Below are 20,793 nucleotides of genomic sequence, written 5' to 3' on the forward strand. Positions count from 1 at the left end.
TCAGCCCTTGATACCGGTCTGCGCGATCCCCTGCACCAGCCAGCGCTGAAGGAAGAGGAACACGAGCAGCAGGGGCAGGATGGACACGGCGGTGGCCATGAAGATCAGGTGGTAGTTGACGGTCTGGTTGGTCATGTACGACGACAGGGCGACCTGGACCGTCCAGGAGCTCGGGTCCTGGCCGATGACCAGCGGCCACAGGAAGGAGTTCCAGCCGTTGATGAACGTGATGGTCGCCATCGCCGCGAAGAAGTTCAGCGAGTTGGGGACGACGACCCGCCAGTACGCGCCCCAGTAGCCGAGCCCGTCCACCCGCGCCGCCTCCTCCAGCTCCTTCGGGAACCCGAGGAAGTACTGCCGGAACAGGAAGCAGGTGAAACCACTGAACAGGCCCGGAATGATGAGCCCCCGGTAGCTGTCGACCCAGCCGAGGGACGAGACCAGGACGAAACTGGGCACGAAGGTGACGGCCGTCGGCACCATCAACGTGGCGAGGACGGCGTAGAAGACCTTGTTGGCGTGCCGGTAGGGGATGCGGGCGAGGCCGTAGCCGGCGAGCGAGCAGATCAGCAGGATGCCGGCGGTCATGAGGACGGCGACGACCATCGAGTTCCACAGGGACCGGGCGAAGTCGACCGTCGTGTCGTCGAACAGCTCGGAGATGTTGCCCCACCGCAGATGGGTGGGGAAGAACTGCCAGTTCTCGCCCGTGATCTCCGCGTCCGTCGACAGGGCGTTGCGGACGATCAGATAGAAGGGGACGAGGAAGAGCACCGCGGCGACGCTCACGGCAAGGTAGAGGCCGGTGTTGCCGAGGACGCCGGCGCGCCGCACACGGCGGCTCTTCGCGCCGGCCTCGGGTACGGACGTGGTCACGTGGACTCCTCCCCTCGGCCGAAGCCCATGATCCTGCCCTGGAACAGGGTGACGACACAGATCAGCAGGGTCAGGATGACCGCGCCGGCACTGCCGGAGCCGTAGTCCTGACTGGAGCCGAGGGCGGTCTTGTACAGGACCATCAGGGGCGTCTGACCCCAGGTCGCGCGGGTGGTGATGAGGTTGTAGAACTCGTCGAAGGCCTGGTACGCGGCGATGAGGAGCAGCAGGATCACCGCGGTGGAGGTGGCGCGCAGCTGGGGCAGCGTGATGTACCGGAAGGTCTGCCAGCCGCGCCTGGCGCCGTCGATGGCCGCGGCCTCGTACAGCTCGCCGGGGATGTTCTGCAGGGCCGCGAGGAAGAGAATCATGTAGAAACCGGCTTGCAGCCACAGCCGTACGGTCACGATGACCAGCCAGTACCAGGGCGGGCTCGGGTTGGACACCCAGGCGATGTTGTCGACGCCGAACCAGCCGACGACCGTGTTCGCCAGGCCGAAGCGGACGCCGTTGAACAGGGACATCTTCCAGATCAGTGCAGCGGCGACATAGCTGCACGCGGTCGGCAGGAAGAACACCGAGCGGAAGAAGGCGCGCAGGAGGCGCAGCCGGTGCACCAGCAGGGCGAGGCCGAGGGAGAGCGCCCAGGTGGTCGGCACGATGAACGCGGCGAACACCGTGAACGTCACCAGGGATCCGGTGAAGTCGCTGTTCGACAGCATGTGCCGGTAGTTGTCGAGGCCGACGAAGTGGCTCGGGGTGACGGTGAAGCGGGCGTCGTAGAAGCTGAGCCAGACGCTCCAGACGATGGGGACGAAGACGAAGATCACCAGGCCGATGAGGAACGGGCCGGTGAAGAGCCAGAAGTTGAGGGTCCGGTTCGCGCCGAGACCCTGCCGCGGCCGGGCACCGGAGGTCCCGGCCGGGGTGGGGCGGGCGATCCCGCGGGTGGTGGTGGTCGACATGTCGCAGTCCGTCCGCCGGTCTATCCGAAGAGCTTCTTCAGCTCGCGCTCGACCGTCCTGCCGGCCTTGTCGAGGGCGGTCTCCGGGTCACCGCCCTTGCGCACGCAGTCGGCGATGACCGAGTCCCAGGCGCTCCACATGGCCTGCGTCCAGCCGATGTTGTCGAAGTGACCGTAGGTGTTGAACAGCTTCACGCCCTCGGCGGCCAGGCCCGACTTGAGCTTGTCGGCCCGGGCGGCGATCGACGTGCGCGGCGGGATGTGGAAGCCGTAGGAGGTGGCGAAGTCCTCCTGGTACTGCTTCTGGTCGATCCACAGCCACTTCACGTACTCCTTGGCCGCGTCCACGTCGCCGCCCTTGGCGTTGACGAACATCGACCAGCCGCCGTTGTAGACCGACGGCCTGCCCTTGCTGCCGACCTTCGGGAAGGGCAGGACGCCGAGGTCGTCGCCGAGCGCCTTCTGCATCACGGGCATCGCCCACATGCCGCAGAACTGGATCGCGCACAGCCCCTGGCTGATCGCGGACGGGTCCCAGAAGTCGGCCGGGGCGTCCAGCAGCAGGCTGCCGCTGGTGAACAGCTTGCGCAGCTGGCGCAGGCCCTCGACGACCCCGTCGGTGTGGAAGCCGATCTCGTTCTTCGCGGTGAGGGTCTCGGCGCCGGCGGACCAGATCAGGGGTGCCTCGATGGCGTGCAGGTCGTTGCCGAGGAAGAGGCCCTTGACCTTGGAGGTGGTGAGCTTGGCGGCGGCCTCGATCAGCTCCTCCAGGGTCGTCGGCACCGCGACGTTCGCCTTCTGCAGCATCGACTTGCGGTAGAAGAGGAACTGCGGGTCGTCGATCATGCGGACGCCGTAGATCTTGCCGTCGTAGCTGTGCGAGGCGATGTCGGCCGGGTTGAAGTCGTCCTTGACCGGCTCGATGATGTCCGTCAGGTCCGCCACCTGGCCGCTCTTGACCAGCTGGATCTGCGGGTGGAACTCGAAGACGTCGGGCGCCTGCTGGGTGAGCAGGGCGGCGAAGAGCTTGGTCTCGTAGTCGGCGCCGGTGATCCACTGGGTGGACACGTTCGCCTTCGAGTACGCCTTCGCGTACCGCTTGACGGCCTGCTCCACACCGGCCTCGCCGTACGCGTGGAAGTACTGCTGCAGCTGCTTGCCCGAACCGCCGCTCCCACGCCCGTTGTTGCTGCCGCACGCGGCGAGCGGGGCGGCGACGGCCAGGCCGGCGGCGGCCCGGAGGAGCGAACGGCGGTCCCAGTGGCTGTTGCTCTGTGCCGACATGCTGACGTCCTTGTCTTTCGAGTACGGCGGGCGGCTCGGTGCGGCTGCTTGCGGCTTCCGGCTTGTGGCATGCAGCGCGCGGCGTGCGTGTGCGGCTCTGCGCCCGAGGGCCGGACGGCCTGATGGCCGAGTGGCGTGAAAAGGAGGGTGCGGTGCGGGACGTTAACCTTCGGCTAAGGCTTCGGCAAGGGGTTGGACGAAGTCTGTTCGAAGAGTTGCATCCGGTTCGGAATCACGAACGGGATGTCGGGGCAGGGGAGATGAGGGCCGCCGGGTCAGGGGTGTGGCCGGCGGCCCTCGGTCAGGGGGAGGGCTGGACCGAAGGAGGGGACTACTGCCTCGACCAGGCCTCGTTGGCGCCGCCGTTGCAGCTGTAGACGATGACCTTGCCGCCGTCCGCGGTGGCCTGCCCGCTGACGTCGAGGCACCTGCCCGACGCCTCGTTCACGATCTGCCCGTTGCCGTTCAGCAGCCAGCGCTGGGTGCCGTCACCCGTGGCCGCGGCGCTCGCTACCAGTCCCGAACCGCCCGCCGTCAGATAGCCGTCGGCACCCTTCAGCGTGCCGGCGGCGTCGTACGACCACGCCTGGTCAGCCGCGCCCGTGCACGTGGCGATCGCGGCCCCCGAGGCGTCGGCGGTCAGGCACTTGCCGGACTGCCTGCCGGCCAGGGCCCCGGTGACCGCCGAACCGCCGTGCCCGCCCTGTGTCCTCCGGCCGAAGACGTACGTCGTGATCGAACGGGCCGCAAGCGTCGCGGACACGGTCCCGCCGCGCACCGAGGGCTTCGCGACCCTCGCCCAGTCCTCGCTCGCGGAGGTCCGTACCGCCTGCGTCGCCCGCACCGGGGCCGCGCTGTTGAAGTGCAGGTTCAGGGCGGTGTCGGTCGTGTTGTGGTTGTTCACCACGACCACCCACTGCCCGTCCCGGTCGTACGACGACACCTCCACGCCGTCCGGCGCCCCGGTCACGTCGTGCGCGACCGCGCCCGGCCGGACGAACTTGCTGTACTGGCCGAGCGCGTAGTACCGCTTGGTGAAGTACAGCCGCTGGTCGCCGTTCGCCGCGTAGTCGGGGTCGTAGTAGACCAGGCCGTCGTTCCAGCCCTGGTCGTTCTTCGCCGTCGGGCTGGTGCCGTACCCGCTCGCGAGCGCCACCCACCACTGGAACGCCGAGTCGTGGGAGGTCGCGAAGTCCTTGTAGATGATCCGCGACATCAGCAGGGCGTTGTCGATCGTCGGGTCGTACTCCTGGTTCCAGCCCGTCGTGCCCTTGCCGAAGCAGCAGATCTCGGTGGCCCAGGAGGTCTTGCCGACCGACCTCGACGTCTCGTAGACATTGCCGAGCCGGCCGTCGTCCGGGTCGTCGTACGTGTGATGGGCCAGCCTGGCGACGTACTGCGCGGCGCCCGGCTGGGCCATCCACTGCGGCACTTCGCTCGTGAACTGCGTGGTCCTGCTGGACTCGTCCGCGATGACCGACGTCTTCTGGTGCCGGGCCCGCTGCTCGGAGCCGAGCGCGCGCACGATGTCGTCGCGTTGGTCCACCGGGACCGGCATGCCCTCCTGACCGCAGTCGGCGAAACTGTTGTCCGGCTCGTTGAACGGGCTGATGTAGTCCAGCCGTACGCCCTGGCGCGCGAAGTGATCGGTCACGTCGGCGACGTACTTCGCGAAGTCGCTCTCGTTCTCGGCCTTCAACTGCCCGCCGCAGCTCCGGCCGTTGGTCGTCCACCGGGCGGGTGCGCTGTTGACGAAGCCGATCAGGTCCTTGACCCCGTACTTCGCGGCGTACGCCAGGAACATCCGGCCGCCCTTGTCCCGGCTCCAGTCGTAGGAGCCGTCGGCCTTGAGGAAGTCCTCGGCGGCGCGGGCCGCGGTGGTGACGGCGGTGCCGCCGCCCCCGATGTTGTAGCGGTACGAACTGAGGTCCAAACCCTGTGGGGAGAACAGGAGTTGGGCGACCCTCGCCTGCACATTCGGGTCGAAGTGCGTCAGGTCGTTGACCCACCAGGCGCCCGAGGCGCCGATGTCGTCGATGGTCTGGGCGGCGTGCGGGGAGACCTCGGCGGCGGCCGGGGCGGTGGTCGCCGGGGCGGTGGTGGCGCTCGCGGGCGGGGAGGTGAGGAGGGCGGCGCCGAAGGCCAGCGCGGCCGGGACCGCGAGCAGCGGGGATCTCCTGCGGGGGTGAGACACGTGCATCCCTTCCGTCGTCATGAAGGCGGTGCGGTACGGCTCCTTGCGAGGGTGGTGCGCGAGGCGGTGCTTCTCGTGGTGCCTTTGGCGGTGTTCTTGGCGGTGCCCTGCCTCGGCCCGACCGACTGCAGCGCCCCCTCCAGCGCGAACGTGGCCGCGCCGAGGGAGACCGGGTCGGTGGGGATCGGGGACAGGACGATCTCGGTGGCGGCCAGCGGCCGGCGCAGCGCGTGCCGGGCCACGGCCCGGCGCACCTCGTCGAGCAGCGGCGCGCCCAGCCGGGAGGCGACCCAGCTGCTGAGCACGACCACCTCGGGGTTGAGCAGGTTGATCAGATCGGAGATGCCGGCACCGAGGTAACGGGCCGTGTCCCGGACCACCTTGAGCGCCACCGGATCGCCCGCGGCGACCGCGCGGGCCAGCGCGTCGATGGTGGCCGTCTGGTCCTCGGGGTGCAACAGCGGGGAGTCCGGGCTCAGTTCGCGCAGATTCTGCATGATGCCGGGCGCGCCGACGTAGGTCTCGACACAGCCGTGGTTGCCGCAGTGGCACAGCCGGCCGTCCAGCACCAGCGTCGTGTGACCCCACTCGCCGGCGCTGTTGCTCACCCCCCGGTGCAGCCCGCCGCCGAGCGCCAGACCGGCGCCGACGCCCGTGCCCAGATTGACCACCACCGTGTCTCCGCGGCCGCGCGCGGCCCCGAACCACAGCTCCGCCACCGCGCAGGCGCGCAGCGGGTTGTCCAGGTACAGCGGATACGCGATGTGTTCGGCGAGCAGATCGAGGAACGGCACGTCGTGCCAGTCCCAGTTGGGCGCGTACTCGGCGACGCCGCTGTCCCGGTCCACCTGGCCCGGCACGCTCACCCCGACGCCGAGCACCCGGGCCGCCTCGACCCCGGCCTGCGCCATCACCGCGCCGACGGCGGCGGCGACCTGGCCGACCACCTGTTCCGGGCGGCTCTCGCCGGGCCGCATGTCCTCGTCGGCACGGGCCAGCACGTCGAGCGCCAGGTCGAACAGCTCGACGTGGACGTACGTCTCCGCGATGTCCACCCCGATCAGCGCCCCGCCCGAGGCGTTGACGGCCACCAGCCCCCGGGGTCGCCCGCCCGCCGAGTCCTCGAACCCGACCTCGGTGATCATGCGCAGGTCCAGCAGCTCGCCGACCAGCGTGGCGACGGTGGCCAGACTCAGTCCGGTGGCGGCCGCCAACTCCTGCCGGGAGGTAGGAGACTCGGCGATGATCTGGCGCAGCACCTCGTAGCGGTTCGCGGTGCGGATGTCACGCGATGTGCGCTTCACGCGGCGGCCCCTCCCATCCCGTCCAGACCCGGCCGGGGCGGCATCGGCACCGGCGCGGGCGTCAGGCTATGGGCTGCCGGCCCCTTTCGACAAGGGGTTAGGAAAGGGGGTGGAGGAAGTCGCGGTCCACGAAGTTCGGGGTGGACGAAGCAGGGGTGGAGGAGTCGCCCGTCGCATCACTCGTCGAGCAGCTCCCGGACGAACGCGTTGGTGAACTTCCCGGCCGGATCCAGGGAGCGGGCCAGGGCGCGGAAGTCGGGGAGGCGTGCATACAGTCCACGGACGACCGTCGACGGCATCTCGTACACCTTCCCCCAGTGCGGCCGCGGGCCGAACGGCTCCAGCACCTCCTCCAGCCGGCGCACCACGGGCAGGACGGCCGCCTCGTCCGGCACCCACGTGAAGTGCAGCGCCACCGAGTCCCGCCCGTGGGCCGGACTCAGCCACTGTGTGTCGGCGGCGATCGTCCGCACCTCGCAGGTCTGCAGTACACCGGATACTGTCGACCGGATACCGTCTATCGCATACAACGCTTCCATCGCCTTCGACCGCGGCAGCAGGTACTCCGACTGGATCTCCTCCCCGTTGCTCGGCGTGAACTCCGCCCGGAAGTGCGGCAGCCGCTCGTGCCACGGCCCCGGTACGCCCAGTTGTCCCGTGCAGTGGGTCGCGGGCATGCCCGGCACCGGGTGCAGCGCGGTGGTCGCGGGTGAGGCCCAGGGGAAGGGCACGGCCGCTTCGTCGGTGCGCCGCTTGACCCACACCTGCCGGAAGCCGGGCTCACGCCAGTCGGTGAACAGGCTCACGCTGTATCCGGCGGCCGCCACCGCCGCGAAGTCCAGCCCCGCCAGCGGGAGTTCGGTGAAGACCCGCTGCTCCACCCCGTACGCCGGCTCCAGGTCGAGGGTGAGGGCGGTGACGACGCCGAGCGCGCCCAGGGAGGTCACGGCGCCGTCGAAGCGCGGGTCGTCCCGGCCGATCGTCACCGCCGCGCCGTCGGCGCGGACCAGCTCCACCTCGCGTACCGCCGAGGCGAGCGGGCGGTTGGTGACGCCGGAGCCGTGGGTGCCGGTCGCCACCGAGCCGGCCACCGAGATGTGCGGCAGGGAGGCCATGTTGGGCAGGGCGAGGCCGTGCGCGTGGACGGCGCGGGCGAGTTCGGCGTAGCGGACGCCGCCGGACACGCGGACCGTGCGCGCCGCCGTGTCGACGTCGGTCACCGAAGGCAGGCCGGCCGTGGAGAGCAGTACGCCGTCCGGGCCCGGGTCGGCGATGCGGTTGAAGGAGTGCCCGCTGCCCAGTACCCGTACCCGCGGGCTGTTCGCCACCAGCGCCGCGAGCGCGTCAGGCGTGCGGGGCCGGTGGAACTCCCGGGCGGTGTACGTGATGGTGCGCGCCCAGTTGGTGACCGTGCCCGCGGTCCCGGCCGTCCCTGTCACCGTTGCGTCCCTCCCGGAGAGTGCGTGTCCGCCGAGCCTCTCATCCGCCATGATCCGGCAGGGTCCACCATCGGGGATGTCTGCGGATTTCGTTGCCGTAACCGGTTACGATCGATGTATGTGAAATATCGCTGGCCGTTTCTCTGCGATATCGGTAACTTTCCGGTTCATGAATGAGGAACCGCTGCCCGACCGGCTGCCCGTCACCGACCGTACCCGGCACCGGCGGCTGCGCGAGCAGGGAAGGCTGGAGCGGTCGGAGCTGGAGGCGGTTCTCGACGCCGGGTTCGTCTGTCACCTCGGCGTGGTGGTGGACGGACGGCCGGTCGTCGTGCCGACCGTGTACGGGCGGGACGAGCGGTGGCTGTATCTCCACGGGTCGGTGGCCGGCCGCAGCCTCGCCGGCGACACCCCGGTCTGCGTCACGGTCACGCACGTCGACGGACTGGTGCTCGCGCGGTCCGTCTTCGAGCACGGTGTCAACTACCGCAGCGCCATGATCCACGGCACCGCCCGCAAGGTCACCGAACCCGACCGGAAGCTGGAGGGCCTGCGCCTGCTCACCGAGCACTGCGCACCGGGGCAGTGGGCGTACGCCCGGCTGCCCAGCCGCAAGGAACTCGCGGCGACCACCCTCCTCGCCCTCTCCCTGGAAGAGGCCTCCGTCAAGATCCGCACCGGCGCCCCGGAGGACGGCGACGGACCCGACGCGGCCCTCGGACTGTGGGCCGGGGTCCTGCCGCTGACCCCGCGCTGGGGCACCCCGCAGCCCGACCCGGCACTGCCGCCCGGCATCGCCGTACCGGAACACATCGCACGGCGTGCGGGGACCCGGCACGGCTGAGTCCCGGGCGGGGGCATACGGTGTGACACGTACGCCTGAACCGGGAGGAGACAGACGGATGGGCAGTCGTACCGCGCTGGTCGAGGATCTGATGGAGCGGTTCCCGCAGGTGCCGCGGGAAGCCGTTTTCAAGGAGGACCTGCTCCGCGGCGGCGTCGCCTTCGACCCGTCCGCCCTCAGCGACAACGAGAGCGGCGAGGTCAAGCCGAAGTCGTACTTCATCTTCTCCTTCGACCACGGCACCCTGCCCGAGCTGGGCGAGGCCGCGCTGCGCCGGCCCCCGGAGGAGATCATCCTCACCGGCGGCCCGTACGACCTGCGCCGCACCGTGGTCTCCGTACGGGTGAACCCCGCCTCGCCCTACCGGGTCGCCGCCGACGAGGACGGACTGCTCGGGCTCTACCTCGACGGCGGGCGGATCGCGGACGTCGGCGTGCCGCCCATGCCGGAGTACTACCGGCACACTCTGTCCAACGGGAAGTCCGTGATGGAGGTCGCCCCGACCATCCAGTGGGGCTACCTGATCTACCTCACCGTCTTCCGGGTCTGCCAGTACTTCGGCGCCAAGGAGGAGTGCCAGTACTGCGACATCAACCACAACTGGCGCCAGCACAAGGCGGCCGGGCGGCCGTACACGGGCGTCAAGGACGTGGAGGAGGTCCTGGAGGCGCTGGAGATCATCGACCGGTACGACACCCAGAAGGCGTCCACCGCGTACACGCTCACCGGCGGAGCCATTACGAAAACGGTTTCCGGGCGCGACGAGGCCGACTTCTACGGCCACTACGCCAAGGCCATCGAGGAGCGCTTCCCGGGCCGCTGGATCGGCAAGGTCGTCGCCCAGGCGCTGCCGCGCGACGACGTGCAGCGGTTCAAGGACTACGGCGTGCAGATCTACCACCCCAACTTCGAGGTGTGGGACCGGAGGCTGTTCGAGCTGTACTGCCCCGGCAAGGAGCGCTACGTCGGCCGCGACGAGTGGCACCGGCGGATCCTGGACTCCGCCGAGGTGTTCGGCGCGCGCAATGTGATCCCCAACTTCGTGGCGGGCGTGGAGATGGCCGAGCCGTTCGGCTTCACGACCGTGGACGAGGCCATCGCGTCGACCACCGAGGGGCTGCGCTTCTTCATGTCGCACGGCATCACGCCCCGCTTCACCACCTGGTGCCCGGAGCCCACCACCCCGCTCGGCAAGGCCAACCCGCAGGGCGCGCCGCTGGAGTACCACATCCGGCTGCTCCAGGCCTACCGGCAGACGATGGACGACTTCGGCCTGTCCTCGCCGCCCGGCTACGGCCCGCCCGGACCCGGCCGCGCGGTCTTCTCGGTCAGCTCCTTCATGGACAGCCTGCCCGCCGCCGACGAGTCCGCGAGCGAACCGGCGGGGCGGTGAGGAGACCCGCAGGGCGGTGAGTGATGCGGCCTCCGCGTCCGTACCAGAGGCGGGAGTCGGGGTTCGTCGCGACGCGCATCCGTCCCGCCACCATGCGTCACCGGATGTGAACAGGCCGCTTGTCAGTTGTGTCGGGGTCGTGAAAGGCTCGGTGCTCTGCCGCGAGGTTCCCTGTAACTCCCTTTCCCCTATGGAGAGTTGACCTCGCTCGTGGATGCAGGAGTCCCATGCCCGACCTGCCGACCCCCCAGGACCCCACCGAGGCCGCGCTGTTCTCGGAGGGCTGGGACGCGGTGCTCAGTTACGCGGACCTGTGCACCTCCGGGTCCGTGACGGCTCATCAACTGGCCACCGAGGCCTTCGCGCTCGGCGTGCGCGAGATCCGCGCGGCCGGGCGCACCCATGTGCGCGGCGCCGGCCGCCGCGGCGCCCGGCTGCCGACGATCCCGGCCCTGCTCACCGCCGTACGCGACACCGCCGCCGCCTGGGAGGCCGGCGGCGACGGGCACAAGCTCGACCCCGAGCTGCGGCTGTGGCTCAACTCCGGTCAGGCAGCCCGCTGTTCGGGGCCGCCGCTGGAGAGGCCGATCGCGCTGCGGGGCCTGCGGGACATGCAGGAGGCCGATGCCTCGCTGCTCTGGCTGGCCGAGGTGGAGGCGCTGCCCCTGCCCGTCGTCGCCCGCCGGCTGGGCCTCGACCCGGCCACCGTCGGCGACGAACTCGACCAGGTCCGCACCCTGTTCCGCGACCGCTGCCACCGGGCTCACCTGGACACCCCGCTGGACGCGCAGTGCCGCTCGTACGCCCGGCTGCTCGACGCGGTCACCCGCTCGCCGGTCGCCGACACCCCCGGCGACCTCTCCCGGCACCTCGCCACCTGCGTGCGCTGCGCCGAGGCCGCGGCCTGCCTGCGGCTGCACGGCGGCGGACTGCCCGCCGCGCTGGCCGGCGGGGTGGTCGGCTGGGGCGGCCTCGCCTACCTGGAGCGCCGCCGGCGCGCCGCCGAGGTCCGCCTCGGCGCCGGCCGCCCCGGTGCCGAGGCGGACCCCGGTGACACCGAGGAGGGCGGCGGCCGCAGCCGGGCGCTGCGCGGCGGGCTGCTCGTCGCCGCAGTCCTGCTGTCGGCGCTCGCGCTCGGCGTGTCGATGATGCCGTTCGGCGGCTCGGGCTCCGGCGACGACACGGCCGCCGGCGGCCGCGACGACCGTCAGCCGGTCGCCGACCCCAGCGTCTCCCGCTCCGCGAGCCGCTCCGCCGGCCGCTCCGCCGCGCCGTCGTCCACCGCAGGCAGCCCGTCCGCGACACCGTCCGCGACCGGTACGGCGGCGAACCCCGGCCGTACGCAGCCGGATCCCGAACCGCAGGGCAGCACCTCCACGGCCGAGCAGCAGTCCGGCGCCGCCGGGTCATCGGACGTGTCCTGCCGGGTCGCCTACGACGTCGTCAACCAGTGGCCCGCAGGCTTCCAGGCCGCCGTCACCGTCACCACCGACCGGCCCCTCACCGACTGGCGGGTCTCCTGGAGCTTCCACGACGGCCAGCGGGTCGGACAGATGTGGGACGCCACCGTCCACCAGGACGGCTCGCGCGTCACCGCCACCGCCGCCGACTACAACAGGACCGTCGCCGCGCACGGCACCCTGTCCTTCGGCTTCCTCGCCACCTGGCAGGACGCGAACCGGGCACCGTACGGCTTCACACTCAACGGGGCGTCCTGCGCGGCCGGCTGAACAAATGCTGTGACGCCGGGTTCCGCCCGGGGGCTGCATTGATCACGCACGCCGAGGTGGTGTGCGCACGAGCGGTGCGAGACAGACGAGGAGGTGTCGACCGACGGCTGTCACGGCGCCGGGCTCTGCCCCCGTCCAGGAACTCCTCAAGTCCGCCTCCGTGGCCACCGGCTGATCCGACCGCGTCCGCGCGCCTGCCCGGGGCCACCCTTGTGAAGGGTCTCCCTTGACTTCCACCTCCGCTGTGTTCTCCGCGCTGGCACCCCTCGGCTGGGACGAGGCCTGGGCCGGCGCGTTCGACTCCTACGCCGCTGCCGGGCTGCTGCCCGGCCGTGTCGTACGGGTCGACCGCGGCCAGTGCGACGTCGTCACCGCCGACGGAACCGTCCGCGCCGACACCGAGTTCGTCGTGCCCCGCAGACTCCTCAAAGCGCTGATCCCGCGTCCCCCGCTCGCCACTTGGGCCAACAGCGTCAGGTGCGCCCCAGAGGGCGACCGCGTTCCGCTTTCTGTCCGACGTCGGCAGGATTCAATGCGTGAGTCCGAGGGCTGGCCTGTCGGTGGCTGGACCTCGTTGCGGTCGTGAACCGCGGCTGTCTGGCATGCAGATGTGGGCGTGCACGCCCACCAACACAGTGATACGGGTACTGCAGAGGCCGTCGCTCCGTTCCTCCGGTTGAATGCCTGTGTGGCACAGGACTTGGACTTCGACGAAGACGACCTGCGGGCGCTGGCCGGGCCACGCTCCTTCGAGCGGGGCCAGAAATACCTGGCCGCGGTGACCGCGGTGGAGGTCGGTGACGGCTGGATCACGGGCATCGTTCACGGGACGGACGCCTACCAGGCGGAGCTGACCCTCGACGGCCCGGACGGCCTTGCCGGGGAGTGCGACTGCCCGTACGGCGTGGAGGGCACCTTCTGCAAGCACCTGATCGACTACCTCTTCGACCGCTACGCCCGCGGCGACCGGCTCATCGATGCCGTGGCTCTGCGCCGCACCCGGTTCGCCGCCCGCCGTTCCCTGGTCGCGTACCAGCAGTTGCGTACGGTGGCACGGGCGGCCGGCTGCTGGCAGGTCGAGCGGGCGCCGGCGCTTGTGCTGCTGCGCACCGACGCCGGGCAGCGACAGCGGTCCTGGCACGGCGGCCCGGTCCTGGTCGATGCCCTGCTGGACGACGGGGACGTCGACGCTGCCTGGGGGGGGGGCAGCGGCCGAAACGCGTGCGCACGACCGGCAGTGGCTCGCCCTCGCCGACCGGGCCCGCATCGCCCGTCCGGCCGACGCGCTCGGTGTCTACCTGCGGCTGGCAGAACCGCTCATGAAACAGACAGGCAACACCGTCTACGACCAGCTGACAGGTCTGCTGCTGAGCATGCGCGACTGCCACCACCGCCTGGGCACCGAAGACGAGTTCACCGCGTACCTCGCCGCGCTGCGTGCCGGGCAGAAACGCAAGCGGAACCTGATGCGGCTCCTCGACCAGCACGGCCTGTGACCCTGTCAGAAAGTCGCTGGCGCCCGAATGCGCGCATCCGGGTTGGGCTCGCTTCGTGCATGGCTGTTGGCCGCCGCTTTCGGCCGAGTGAGGAACGGGAGGTGTGATCGATGGCTGCCGGTGTGATGGGCGCTACCCGCGTCCGGAAGTTCATCCACTCCACCTCCGCGGTCTCCGGCCGACCTTCTTGCCTCCTGTGCGCTGTGAGCCCGGCAATGGCTGCTGCGCCTTCGTGACCATCAGGTGGCTGTCACGACCAGCGTGGCCCGGTCATCGAGGGTGGCATCGCCTGCAAACGTGGTGACTGCGGCGGTGATGGACTCGATGAGGACGGCGGCGGTGGGCGTCGTGGTCCGGTCGGCGACGAGCGCGTCGGCCAAGCGGTCCTCGCCGAAGAATTCGCCGTCGGCGGAGCGGGCCTCGGTGATGCCGTCGGTGACCAGGACCAGGCTGTCGCCGGGGCGCAGGTCGATCTCGCACGGGCAGAAGCCGGGGTCGGGACGGATGCCCAGCAGCAGGCCTGGTTGCGTGAGTTCCTCGACCGTGCCGTCGGCTCGGCGCACGAGCGGCGGTACGTGGCCTGCTCGAATCAGGTTGAGCGCGAGGTGAGACGCGGAACGCCGCAGCTCGCCGTAAACGAGTGAAACGAACTGGTCCTCGTCGGCGGAGCCTGCCGTCAACGCGTCGTTGATGGCGGCGACCACCGCCGCCGGGTCGTTCAGGAGGCGGGCGGCGGCGCGTGCGGTGTGGCGGACCAATCCGGTGGTGGTGGCCGCCAGCGCGCCGCGCCCCGACACATCGCCGATCATGAACGCCCAGCGGTCGCCGGACAGCGGGAAGACGTCGTAGAAGTCGCCGCCGACGACGAGTCCTTCACCGGCCGGATGGTAGGAGGCGGCCAGGGTTACGCCGGGAATCCTGGGCAACTCGGGAGGCAGCAGGCCTGCCTGCAGATCGTGGGCCAGCCGGACGCGGTCGGTGAACTGGTGGGCGTTGTCGGCACTCGAAGCGGCCCGGCGGGCGAGCTCCTGGGCCAGGGCGATCGTGTGGCCGTCCAGGGGCAGGGCGGTGGCGAGGAGAGTCAGCGTGCCGAAGGTACGGCCCCGGGTGGCCAGTGGCACGCACACGTATCCCGTGACGCCGGGCTGCGCGACGGGGCTGCCCATGCGGGCCGTCTCGATGGCGCCGGAGGACAGCACGCGGGCGACGGCGGCGTCCACGTCGTCGCACAGCGCGGGGGAGCAGAGGAGCTGTTCCCCCTCCCGGGTCGAGGCGGCGACGGCGATGCGGTGGGTCCGGCCGCGTTCGACCACATGCACGGCACACAACGGGGCCAGGGCCGGAACGGTCAGCCTGGCCATGCGCTGCAGGCTGTCCGAATAGTGCGTCTCGCCCGTGATGGCGGTGCTCGCTTCCAGCAGGAAGGCCAGATCCTCACGGACTGCCTTCTCACGCTCCTGGGCGGCATGCCTCGCCTCCACCGCACGGTGGCGTTCGATGGCCAGCGCGGCTACGCGCGCGAACGCAACGCTGAGCGTCACATCCCTGTCCGCGGGAGCCTTGGGGGTGCGGTGGTACATCGCGAAGGTGCCCAGCAGCCGGCCGTCCCTGTCCTGGATCGGCGTGGACCAGCACGCCGCGACCCCGGCCTGCCGCGCCAGGTCGCGGTAGTCCTTCCACAGGGGGTCGGTGGCGATGTCGGTGACGATCACCGGTTCGTGCCGGTAGGCGGCCGTGCCGCACGAGCCGACACCCTCGCCGATGACTGTCCCGTCGATCGCCTCGTTGTAGAAGTCGGGCAGGCGCGGGGCGGCGCCGTGCCGCAGGCGCTGTCCGTCGGGATCGAGGAGCAGTACCGAGACGATCATGTCCGGCGAGAGCTCTTCGATCGCCGTGGCCATGCCGTCGAGGATCTCGGCGAGAGGGGCGTCGCGTGCGATCTGCTCCAGCAACACGCGCTGCTCCGAGGCCAGGAGATGTGCGTCGTGGTGTGCGGTGGTCTCGACCGCGATCACCACGACCCCGTCGATCCGGCCGGCCCCGTCCCATCGGGGCTCGTAGGTGAAGTCGAAGAACCCCTCCCGCTGCCTGCCCGGCTCTCCCAGCATCAGCCGCCCGTCCCGGGCCCGGTATGCGACGCCGGTGCGGTAGACCTCGTCGAGCCGGTCGAGGACGCCCTGCGGAACCAATTCCGGAATCACCTCTCCGACCGGTTCGCCGAGGCGCCCGCGGTCGCACCCCACGGCCTCGAAGAATGCCGAGTTCGCCACTTCCAGCAGGTGTCTGGGGCCACTGAGCGCAGCGAACATCACCGGGGCCTGCCCGAAGAGGTCCGCGTACTCCTCGCTCCGCCGGTCGATGGCGACCGAGTGGGCCATGGCCGAACGGTGGGGATCGAAATATATGGACATGACAGGCCGCCCTCTCCTGTCTCCTCCGCCCGCTGACGGCGCCGTCTCGCCCCTTCACTCTGACACATGTCTCCGTCGTCTACCGGAGGCGGCCTGGCCTTCTTCCGCGAGGAACGACGTGGGAAATTCTGTGGTGCCGCAGAGCCGGCCCCTCTAGGGTGGGGCTTGCTTCTCGCGGTGGCCGTCGGCTGCCGCGGTCAGTCGTGTGGAGGACGGGAGGTGTGACCGATGGCTCTCTCTGTGACGGGCGCTGCCCGCATCCGGAAGTTCATCCATTCCACCTCTGTGGTCTCCGGCTGACCTCACTCTTCTCCCGCGCCAGTGAGCGCGGTGCCGGGGCCACCCTTGTGAAGGGTCTCCCTTGACTTCCACCTCCGCTGTGTTCTCCGCGCTGGCACCCCTCGGCTGGGACGAGGCCTGGGCCGGCGCGTTCGACTCCTACGCCGCTGCCGGGCTGCTGCCCGGCCGTGTCGTACGGGTCGACCGCGGCCAGTGCGACGTCGTCACCGCCGACGGAACCGTCCGCGCCGACACCGAGTTCGTCGTGCCCCGTGACCCGATGAAGGTCGTGTGCACGGGGGACTGGGTCGCCGTCGACCCCGACGGTGATCCGCGGTACGTCCGGGCATATCTGCCCCGCCGCACCGCCTTCGTCCGCTCCACCTCCTCCAAGCGGTCCGAGGGGCAGGTCCTCGCCGCCAACGTCGACCACGCCGTCCTCGTCGTGTCCCTCGCCGCCGAACTCGACCTGGGCCGCGTCGAGCGCTTCCTCGCCCTCGCCTGGGAGTCCGGCGCCCAGCCCGTCGTCGTCCTCGGCAAGGCCGACCTCGTGCCGGACCCGGTCACCCTCGCCCACCTCGTGCACGACGTCGAAACCAGCGCGCCCGGCGTACCCGTGCTCGGCGTCAGCGCCCTGCACGGCGACGGACTCGACGCGCTCCTCGCGCGCGTCGGCTCCGGTACGTCCGTGCTGCTCGGCCAGTCCGGCGCGGGCAAGTCCACGCTGGCCAACGCCCTCCTCGGCGAGGACGTCATGGACGTACGGGCCGCGCGGGACGTCGACGGCAAGGGGCGGCACACCACCACCACCCGCAATCTGCTCGTCCTGCCCTCGGGCGGGGTCCTGATCGACACCCCCGGGCTGCGCGGGGTCGGCCTGTTCGACGCCGCGAGCGGGGTCGGGCAGGTGTTCTCCGAGATCGAGGACCTGGCCGGGCGGTGCCGCTTCCACGACTGCGCGCACGAGGCCGAGCCGGGCTGCGCGGTCCGCTCCGCCGTGGACGGCGGGGAACTGCCCGCTCGGCGGCTGGAGAGCTACCGCAAGCTGATGCGCGAGAACCAGTGGATCGTCGCCAAGACCGACGCACGCGTGCGTGTGGAGCGCGGGCGGCACTGGCGCAGGAAGGAGGCCGAGGGCAGGGCGGCGAGGGAGCTCAAGCGGGCGCGCTATCAGTAGGCACGCCCGCAGCGTCGCGTCCGATTTCCGCTAGCCGCGTTCCTCCCCCCGCCCCACACTGGAAGGCGTGATGGACGAGGACAGCAGGTACGAGGCGGTGCGCAGCCGGGACGGGCGGTTCGACGGGGCGTTCTTCTTCGCCGTCGAGACCACCGGGATCTACTGCCGGCCCAGCTGCCCGGCGGTGACGCCCAAGCGGCCCAACGTGCGCTTCTTCGCCACGGCCGCCGCCGCGCAGGGATCCGGGTTCCGGGCCTGCCGGCGGTGCCGGCCGGACGCGGTGCCGGGGTCGGCGGAGTGGAACGTACGGGCGGACGTGGTCGGCCGGGCCATGCGGCTGATCTCCGACGGCGTCGTGGACCGCGAGGGCGTCTCCGGGCTCGCCTCCCGGCTCGGCTACAGCGCCCGGCAGGTGCAGCGCCAGCTCACCGCCGAGCTCGGCGCCGGACCGGTGGCGCTCGCCCGGGCCCAGCGGGCGCACACCGCGCGGGTGCTGCTCCAGACCACCGGACTGCCCGTCACCGAGATCGCCTTCGCCGCCGGGTTCGCCAGCGTGCGGCAGTTCAACGACACCGTCCGGGAGGTGTACGCCTCGACACCGACCGAGGTGCGCGCCGCCGCCCCCCGCGCCCGGGACGGCCGCCGCGCCGCGCCCGGCGCCGGCATACCGCTGCGGCTCGCCCACCGGGGCCCGTACCAGGCCGCCGCGGTCTTCGACCAACTGGCGGCCGAGGCGGTCGCCGGGGTCGAGGAGGTCTGCGGCCCGCCGGGCGGCCGTACCTACCGGCGCACCCTGCGGCTGCCGTACGGCACCGGGATCGCAGCCGTCGAGGAGCGCGCCCGGGCGGCGCGCACCGGCACCGGCACCCGGCCGGGCGGCTGGCTCGACGCACGGCTGCACCTGACCGACCCCCGGGACCTGACGACCGCGGTGCAGCGGCTGCGGCGGCTGTTCGACCTCGACGCCGACCCGTACGCCGTCGACGAACGGCTCGGCGCCGACCCGCGGCTCGCCCCGCTCGTCGCCGCCCGGCCCGGACTGCGCTCGCCCGGCGCCGTCGACCCGCTGGAGCCCGCCGTGCGCGCGCTGGTGGGCAGGGCGGGCGCCGAGCCGCTGGTGCGGCGCTACGGCAAGGCGCTCGACGCGCCCTGCGGCAGTCTGACCCATCTCTTCCCAGAGCCCGCCGTGCTCGCCGAGGCCGTGCCCGACGGCCCGCTGCGCGCGCTCGCCGCGGCCCTCGCCGACGGCACCCTGCGGCTGGACGCGGGCGCCGACCGGGACGACGCCGCGGCCGCCCTGCTCGCCCTGCCCGGCATGGACCCGGCCGCCGTCGCCGCCGTCCGCGTCCGCGCCCTCGGCGATCCGGACGTCGCCCCGCCCGGCACCGAGGTCCCCGACGCCTGGCGGCCCTGGCGGTCGTACGCCGTCCAACACCTGTGTGTGGCAGGGGGGTCGGACTGATGGCCGACACGTACTGGACGCGCCTCGACTCCCCGGTCGGCACGCTGCTGCTCACCGCCGCCGCGGACGGGGCGCTGACCTCGCTGTCCGTGCCCGGGCAGAAGGGCGGGCGGAGCGTCGAGGAGGGGTGGCGGTGCGACCCGGGGCCGTTCCGCGCCGCCGCGGACCAGCTCGGTGCCTACTTCGCCGGTGAACTCACCGTGTTCCGGCTCCCGTTGGCCGCGCACGGCACCGCGTTCCGGCAGCGGGTGTGGGCCGCGCTGGACGAGGTGCCGTACGGCAGCACGGTCACCTACGGCGAGATCGCCACGCGCATCGGCGCCTCCCGCGCGGCCGTGCGCGCCGTCGGCGGGGCGATCGGCGCCAACCCCCTGCTGATCGTGCGCCCCTGCCACCGGGTGATCGGCGCGGACGGCTCGCTGACCGGATACGCGGGCGGCCTCGACCGCAAGGTCCTGCTGCTGACCCTGGAGGGCGCGCTGCACGGCTAGGGGGTGTCGTTCGGATCAGGCCGGCTGGGACGAACGGTCCGGACGGCGGACCCGCGCGTGCCAGGGCCCGCGACGCCGGGATGATCCAAACGACACCCCCTGGCGCCGCCGACACCCTCGTGTTCCGATGCCACGCCCCGTTACGCCGAGCGGGTGGATCACCGTGCACGCTGCGGGGGGTACGGGCCGGGCGTGTGGGACGGTCGCCTCCGACGGGCCACGGGGAAGGCGGGCGCAGACATGGCCAAGGTCGGACGGATCCTCGCGGTGCTGCTGCTGGCCGTGCTGCCCGGCCTGGCGGCGCCGGCCCTCGCCCACCCGCAGCCGGCGGCGCTGCCCCTGTGGACCGGCAGCTGGGAGACCGCCCCGTCCGGGACCGCCGCGGCCCGGCCCGGCGCCGCCATCCGCAACGTCGTCCACCTCAGCTGCGGCGGCGACGCGGTGCGCGTACGGCTCAGCAACCGGTTCGGCACCGCGCCCCTGAGCCTCGGCGCGGTCACCGTCGCGCTGCGCGCGGCGGCCGGCGCGGACGCCCTGCCCGGCACGCTGCGCACCGCCACCTTCCAGGGCGCCCCGGCCGTCACCGTGGCGCCGGGCCAGGACACGGTCACCGACCCGGTGCCGCTGCGCGTCCCGGCCGCCGCCGACCTCCTCGTCACCGTGTACACCCCCGGCGACAGCGGCCCCGCGACCACGCACCAGACCGCCCTCCAGACCAGCTACCTGGCCGCCGACGGCGTGGGCCGCGCCGCCGACGAGGACGGCACCGGCTACACGGACACCGTCACCCGCTGGTACTACGTCACCGGCGTCGACGTCCTCGGCGACTGCGTCGGCAGCGTCGCCGCGTTCGGCGACTCCCTCACCGACGGGACCGGTTCCACCCCCGACACCAACCACCGCTGGCCCGACCGGCTCGCCGCCACGCTGCGGGCCGGCCGGTACGGCGTCCTCAACGCCGGCATCTCCGGGAACCGGCTGCTGCACGACGGCGTCGGGCCGCGCGCCCTCACCCGGCTCGACCCCGACGCCCTGGACCGCGCGGGCGTACGGGTCCTGGTGGTCCTGGAGGGCATCAACGACATCAAGGGCACCCCCGCGGCCGACGACGTCACCGCCTACGCCGACGCCTACCGCACGCTCGTCGCCCGCGCCCACGCCCGGGGCATCCGGGTCATCGGTGTCACCCTCACCCCGTTCCGCGGCTTCGCCGCCTACACCGACGCCCGCGAGGCGGTACGGCAGCAGGTGAACGGCTTCATTCGCACCGGCGGCGCCTTCGACGCGGTCGCCGACGCCGACGCCGCCGTCCGCGACCCCGACGATCAGGGCCGCATCCTGCCCGCCTACGACCCCGGCGACCACCTGCACTTCAACGACACCGGCATGGCCGCCGTCGCCGACACCGTCCTCAAGGCCCTGACCGCCTGAGGCACGCCGTCGAACGCG

The 20,793-nt window shown here is 71.8% G+C and carries 14 protein-coding genes and 2 pseudogenes; 9 read left to right on the plus strand and 7 right to left on the minus strand.

Going from position 1 to position 20,793, the window contains the following annotated elements:
- The 6 genes from AC4OXY_RS35995 to AC4OXY_RS36020 all read right to left on the minus strand — a co-directional run bounded on the left by AC4OXY_RS35995 (position 1) and on the right by AC4OXY_RS36020 (position 8,061).
- Entirely contained in the window at positions 1–876 is an 876-nt protein-coding gene (locus tag AC4OXY_RS35995) for a carbohydrate ABC transporter permease (RefSeq protein ID WP_362821192.1), read from the minus strand.
- Complete coding sequence (locus tag AC4OXY_RS36000; protein ID WP_376286504.1) at positions 873–1,841, minus strand: carbohydrate ABC transporter permease; 969 nt, start codon at positions 1,839–1,841, stop codon at positions 873–875. Before AC4OXY_RS36000 ends, AC4OXY_RS35995 begins: the two co-directional genes overlap by 4 nt.
- A 20-nt stretch (positions 1,842–1,861) precedes the next feature.
- Positions 1,862–3,124, minus strand: coding sequence for an ABC transporter substrate-binding protein (locus AC4OXY_RS36005; protein ID WP_491991707.1), 1,263 nt, complete (start codon positions 3,122–3,124; stop codon positions 1,862–1,864).
- A 331-nt stretch (positions 3,125–3,455) separates the two neighbouring features.
- Positions 3,456–5,324, minus strand: a complete 1,869-nt coding sequence (locus tag AC4OXY_RS36010) for a glycoside hydrolase (protein WP_491991708.1) — start codon at positions 5,322–5,324, stop codon at positions 3,456–3,458.
- 11 nt (positions 5,325–5,335) lie between these two features.
- Positions 5,336–6,622: an ROK family transcriptional regulator gene (locus AC4OXY_RS36015; RefSeq protein ID WP_362821195.1), complete on the minus strand. Its 1,287-nt coding sequence runs from the start codon at positions 6,620–6,622 to the stop codon at positions 5,336–5,338.
- 176 nt (positions 6,623–6,798) lie between these two features.
- A complete protein-coding gene (locus tag AC4OXY_RS36020; protein ID WP_491991709.1) occupies positions 6,799–8,061 on the minus strand; it encodes an FAD-binding protein in 1,263 nt (420 codons plus the stop codon).
- Positions 8,062–8,230: 169 nt separating this feature from the next.
- On the opposite strand from AC4OXY_RS36020, the gene AC4OXY_RS36025 reads away from it, so the two are divergent.
- The 5 genes and pseudogenes from AC4OXY_RS36025 to AC4OXY_RS36045 all read left to right on the plus strand — a co-directional run.
- Positions 8,231–8,905 carry a pyridoxamine 5'-phosphate oxidase family protein gene (locus AC4OXY_RS36025; RefSeq protein WP_356021940.1) on the plus strand — a complete coding sequence of 225 codons (675 nt, stop codon included), beginning with the start codon at positions 8,231–8,233 and terminating at the stop codon, positions 8,903–8,905.
- Between the two features lie 58 nt (positions 8,906–8,963).
- A complete protein-coding gene (locus AC4OXY_RS36030; RefSeq protein WP_491991710.1) occupies positions 8,964–10,298 on the plus strand; it encodes a radical SAM protein in 1,335 nt (444 codons plus the stop codon).
- A gap of 227 nt (positions 10,299–10,525) precedes the next feature.
- Complete coding sequence (locus AC4OXY_RS36035; RefSeq protein ID WP_491991711.1) at positions 10,526–12,028, plus strand: cellulose binding domain-containing protein; 1,503 nt, start codon at positions 10,526–10,528, stop codon at positions 12,026–12,028.
- Between the two features lie 226 nt (positions 12,029–12,254).
- Positions 12,255–12,464 (plus strand): annotated as a pseudogene (locus AC4OXY_RS36040) (ribosome small subunit-dependent GTPase A); the annotation flags it as partial.
- Positions 12,465–12,956: 492 nt separating this feature from the next.
- Positions 12,957–13,524 (plus strand): annotated as a pseudogene (locus AC4OXY_RS36045) (SWIM zinc finger family protein); the annotation flags it as partial.
- Between the two features lie 239 nt (positions 13,525–13,763).
- Here AC4OXY_RS36045 and AC4OXY_RS36050 read toward each other — a convergent pair.
- A complete protein-coding gene (locus AC4OXY_RS36050; protein ID WP_491991712.1) occupies positions 13,764–15,902 on the minus strand; it encodes a SpoIIE family protein phosphatase in 2,139 nt (712 codons plus the stop codon).
- Positions 15,903–16,296: 394 nt separating this feature from the next.
- Between AC4OXY_RS36050 and rsgA the strand changes: the two genes are divergently transcribed.
- From rsgA to AC4OXY_RS36070, 4 genes are all read left to right on the plus strand, one after another.
- Entirely contained in the window at positions 16,297–17,391 is a 1,095-nt protein-coding gene (gene rsgA, locus AC4OXY_RS36055; protein ID WP_356035331.1) for a ribosome small subunit-dependent GTPase A, read from the plus strand.
- 70 nt (positions 17,392–17,461) lie between these two features.
- Positions 17,462–18,853 carry an AlkA N-terminal domain-containing protein gene (locus tag AC4OXY_RS36060; protein ID WP_491994687.1) on the plus strand — a complete coding sequence of 464 codons (1,392 nt, stop codon included), beginning with the start codon at positions 17,462–17,464 and terminating at the stop codon, positions 18,851–18,853.
- Positions 18,853–19,344, plus strand: a complete 492-nt coding sequence (locus AC4OXY_RS36065) for a methylated-DNA--[protein]-cysteine S-methyltransferase (protein ID WP_356035328.1) — start codon at positions 18,853–18,855, stop codon at positions 19,342–19,344. The genes AC4OXY_RS36060 and AC4OXY_RS36065 overlap by 1 nt, the downstream gene beginning before the upstream one ends.
- 240 nt (positions 19,345–19,584) lie before the next feature.
- Positions 19,585–20,775, plus strand: coding sequence for a GDSL-type esterase/lipase family protein (locus AC4OXY_RS36070; protein ID WP_362821201.1), 1,191 nt, complete (start codon positions 19,585–19,587; stop codon positions 20,773–20,775).
- The last annotated feature ends 18 nt before the right edge of the window (positions 20,776–20,793 follow it).

It is taken from the genome of Streptomyces sp. HUAS MG56 (genome assembly GCF_058673395.1).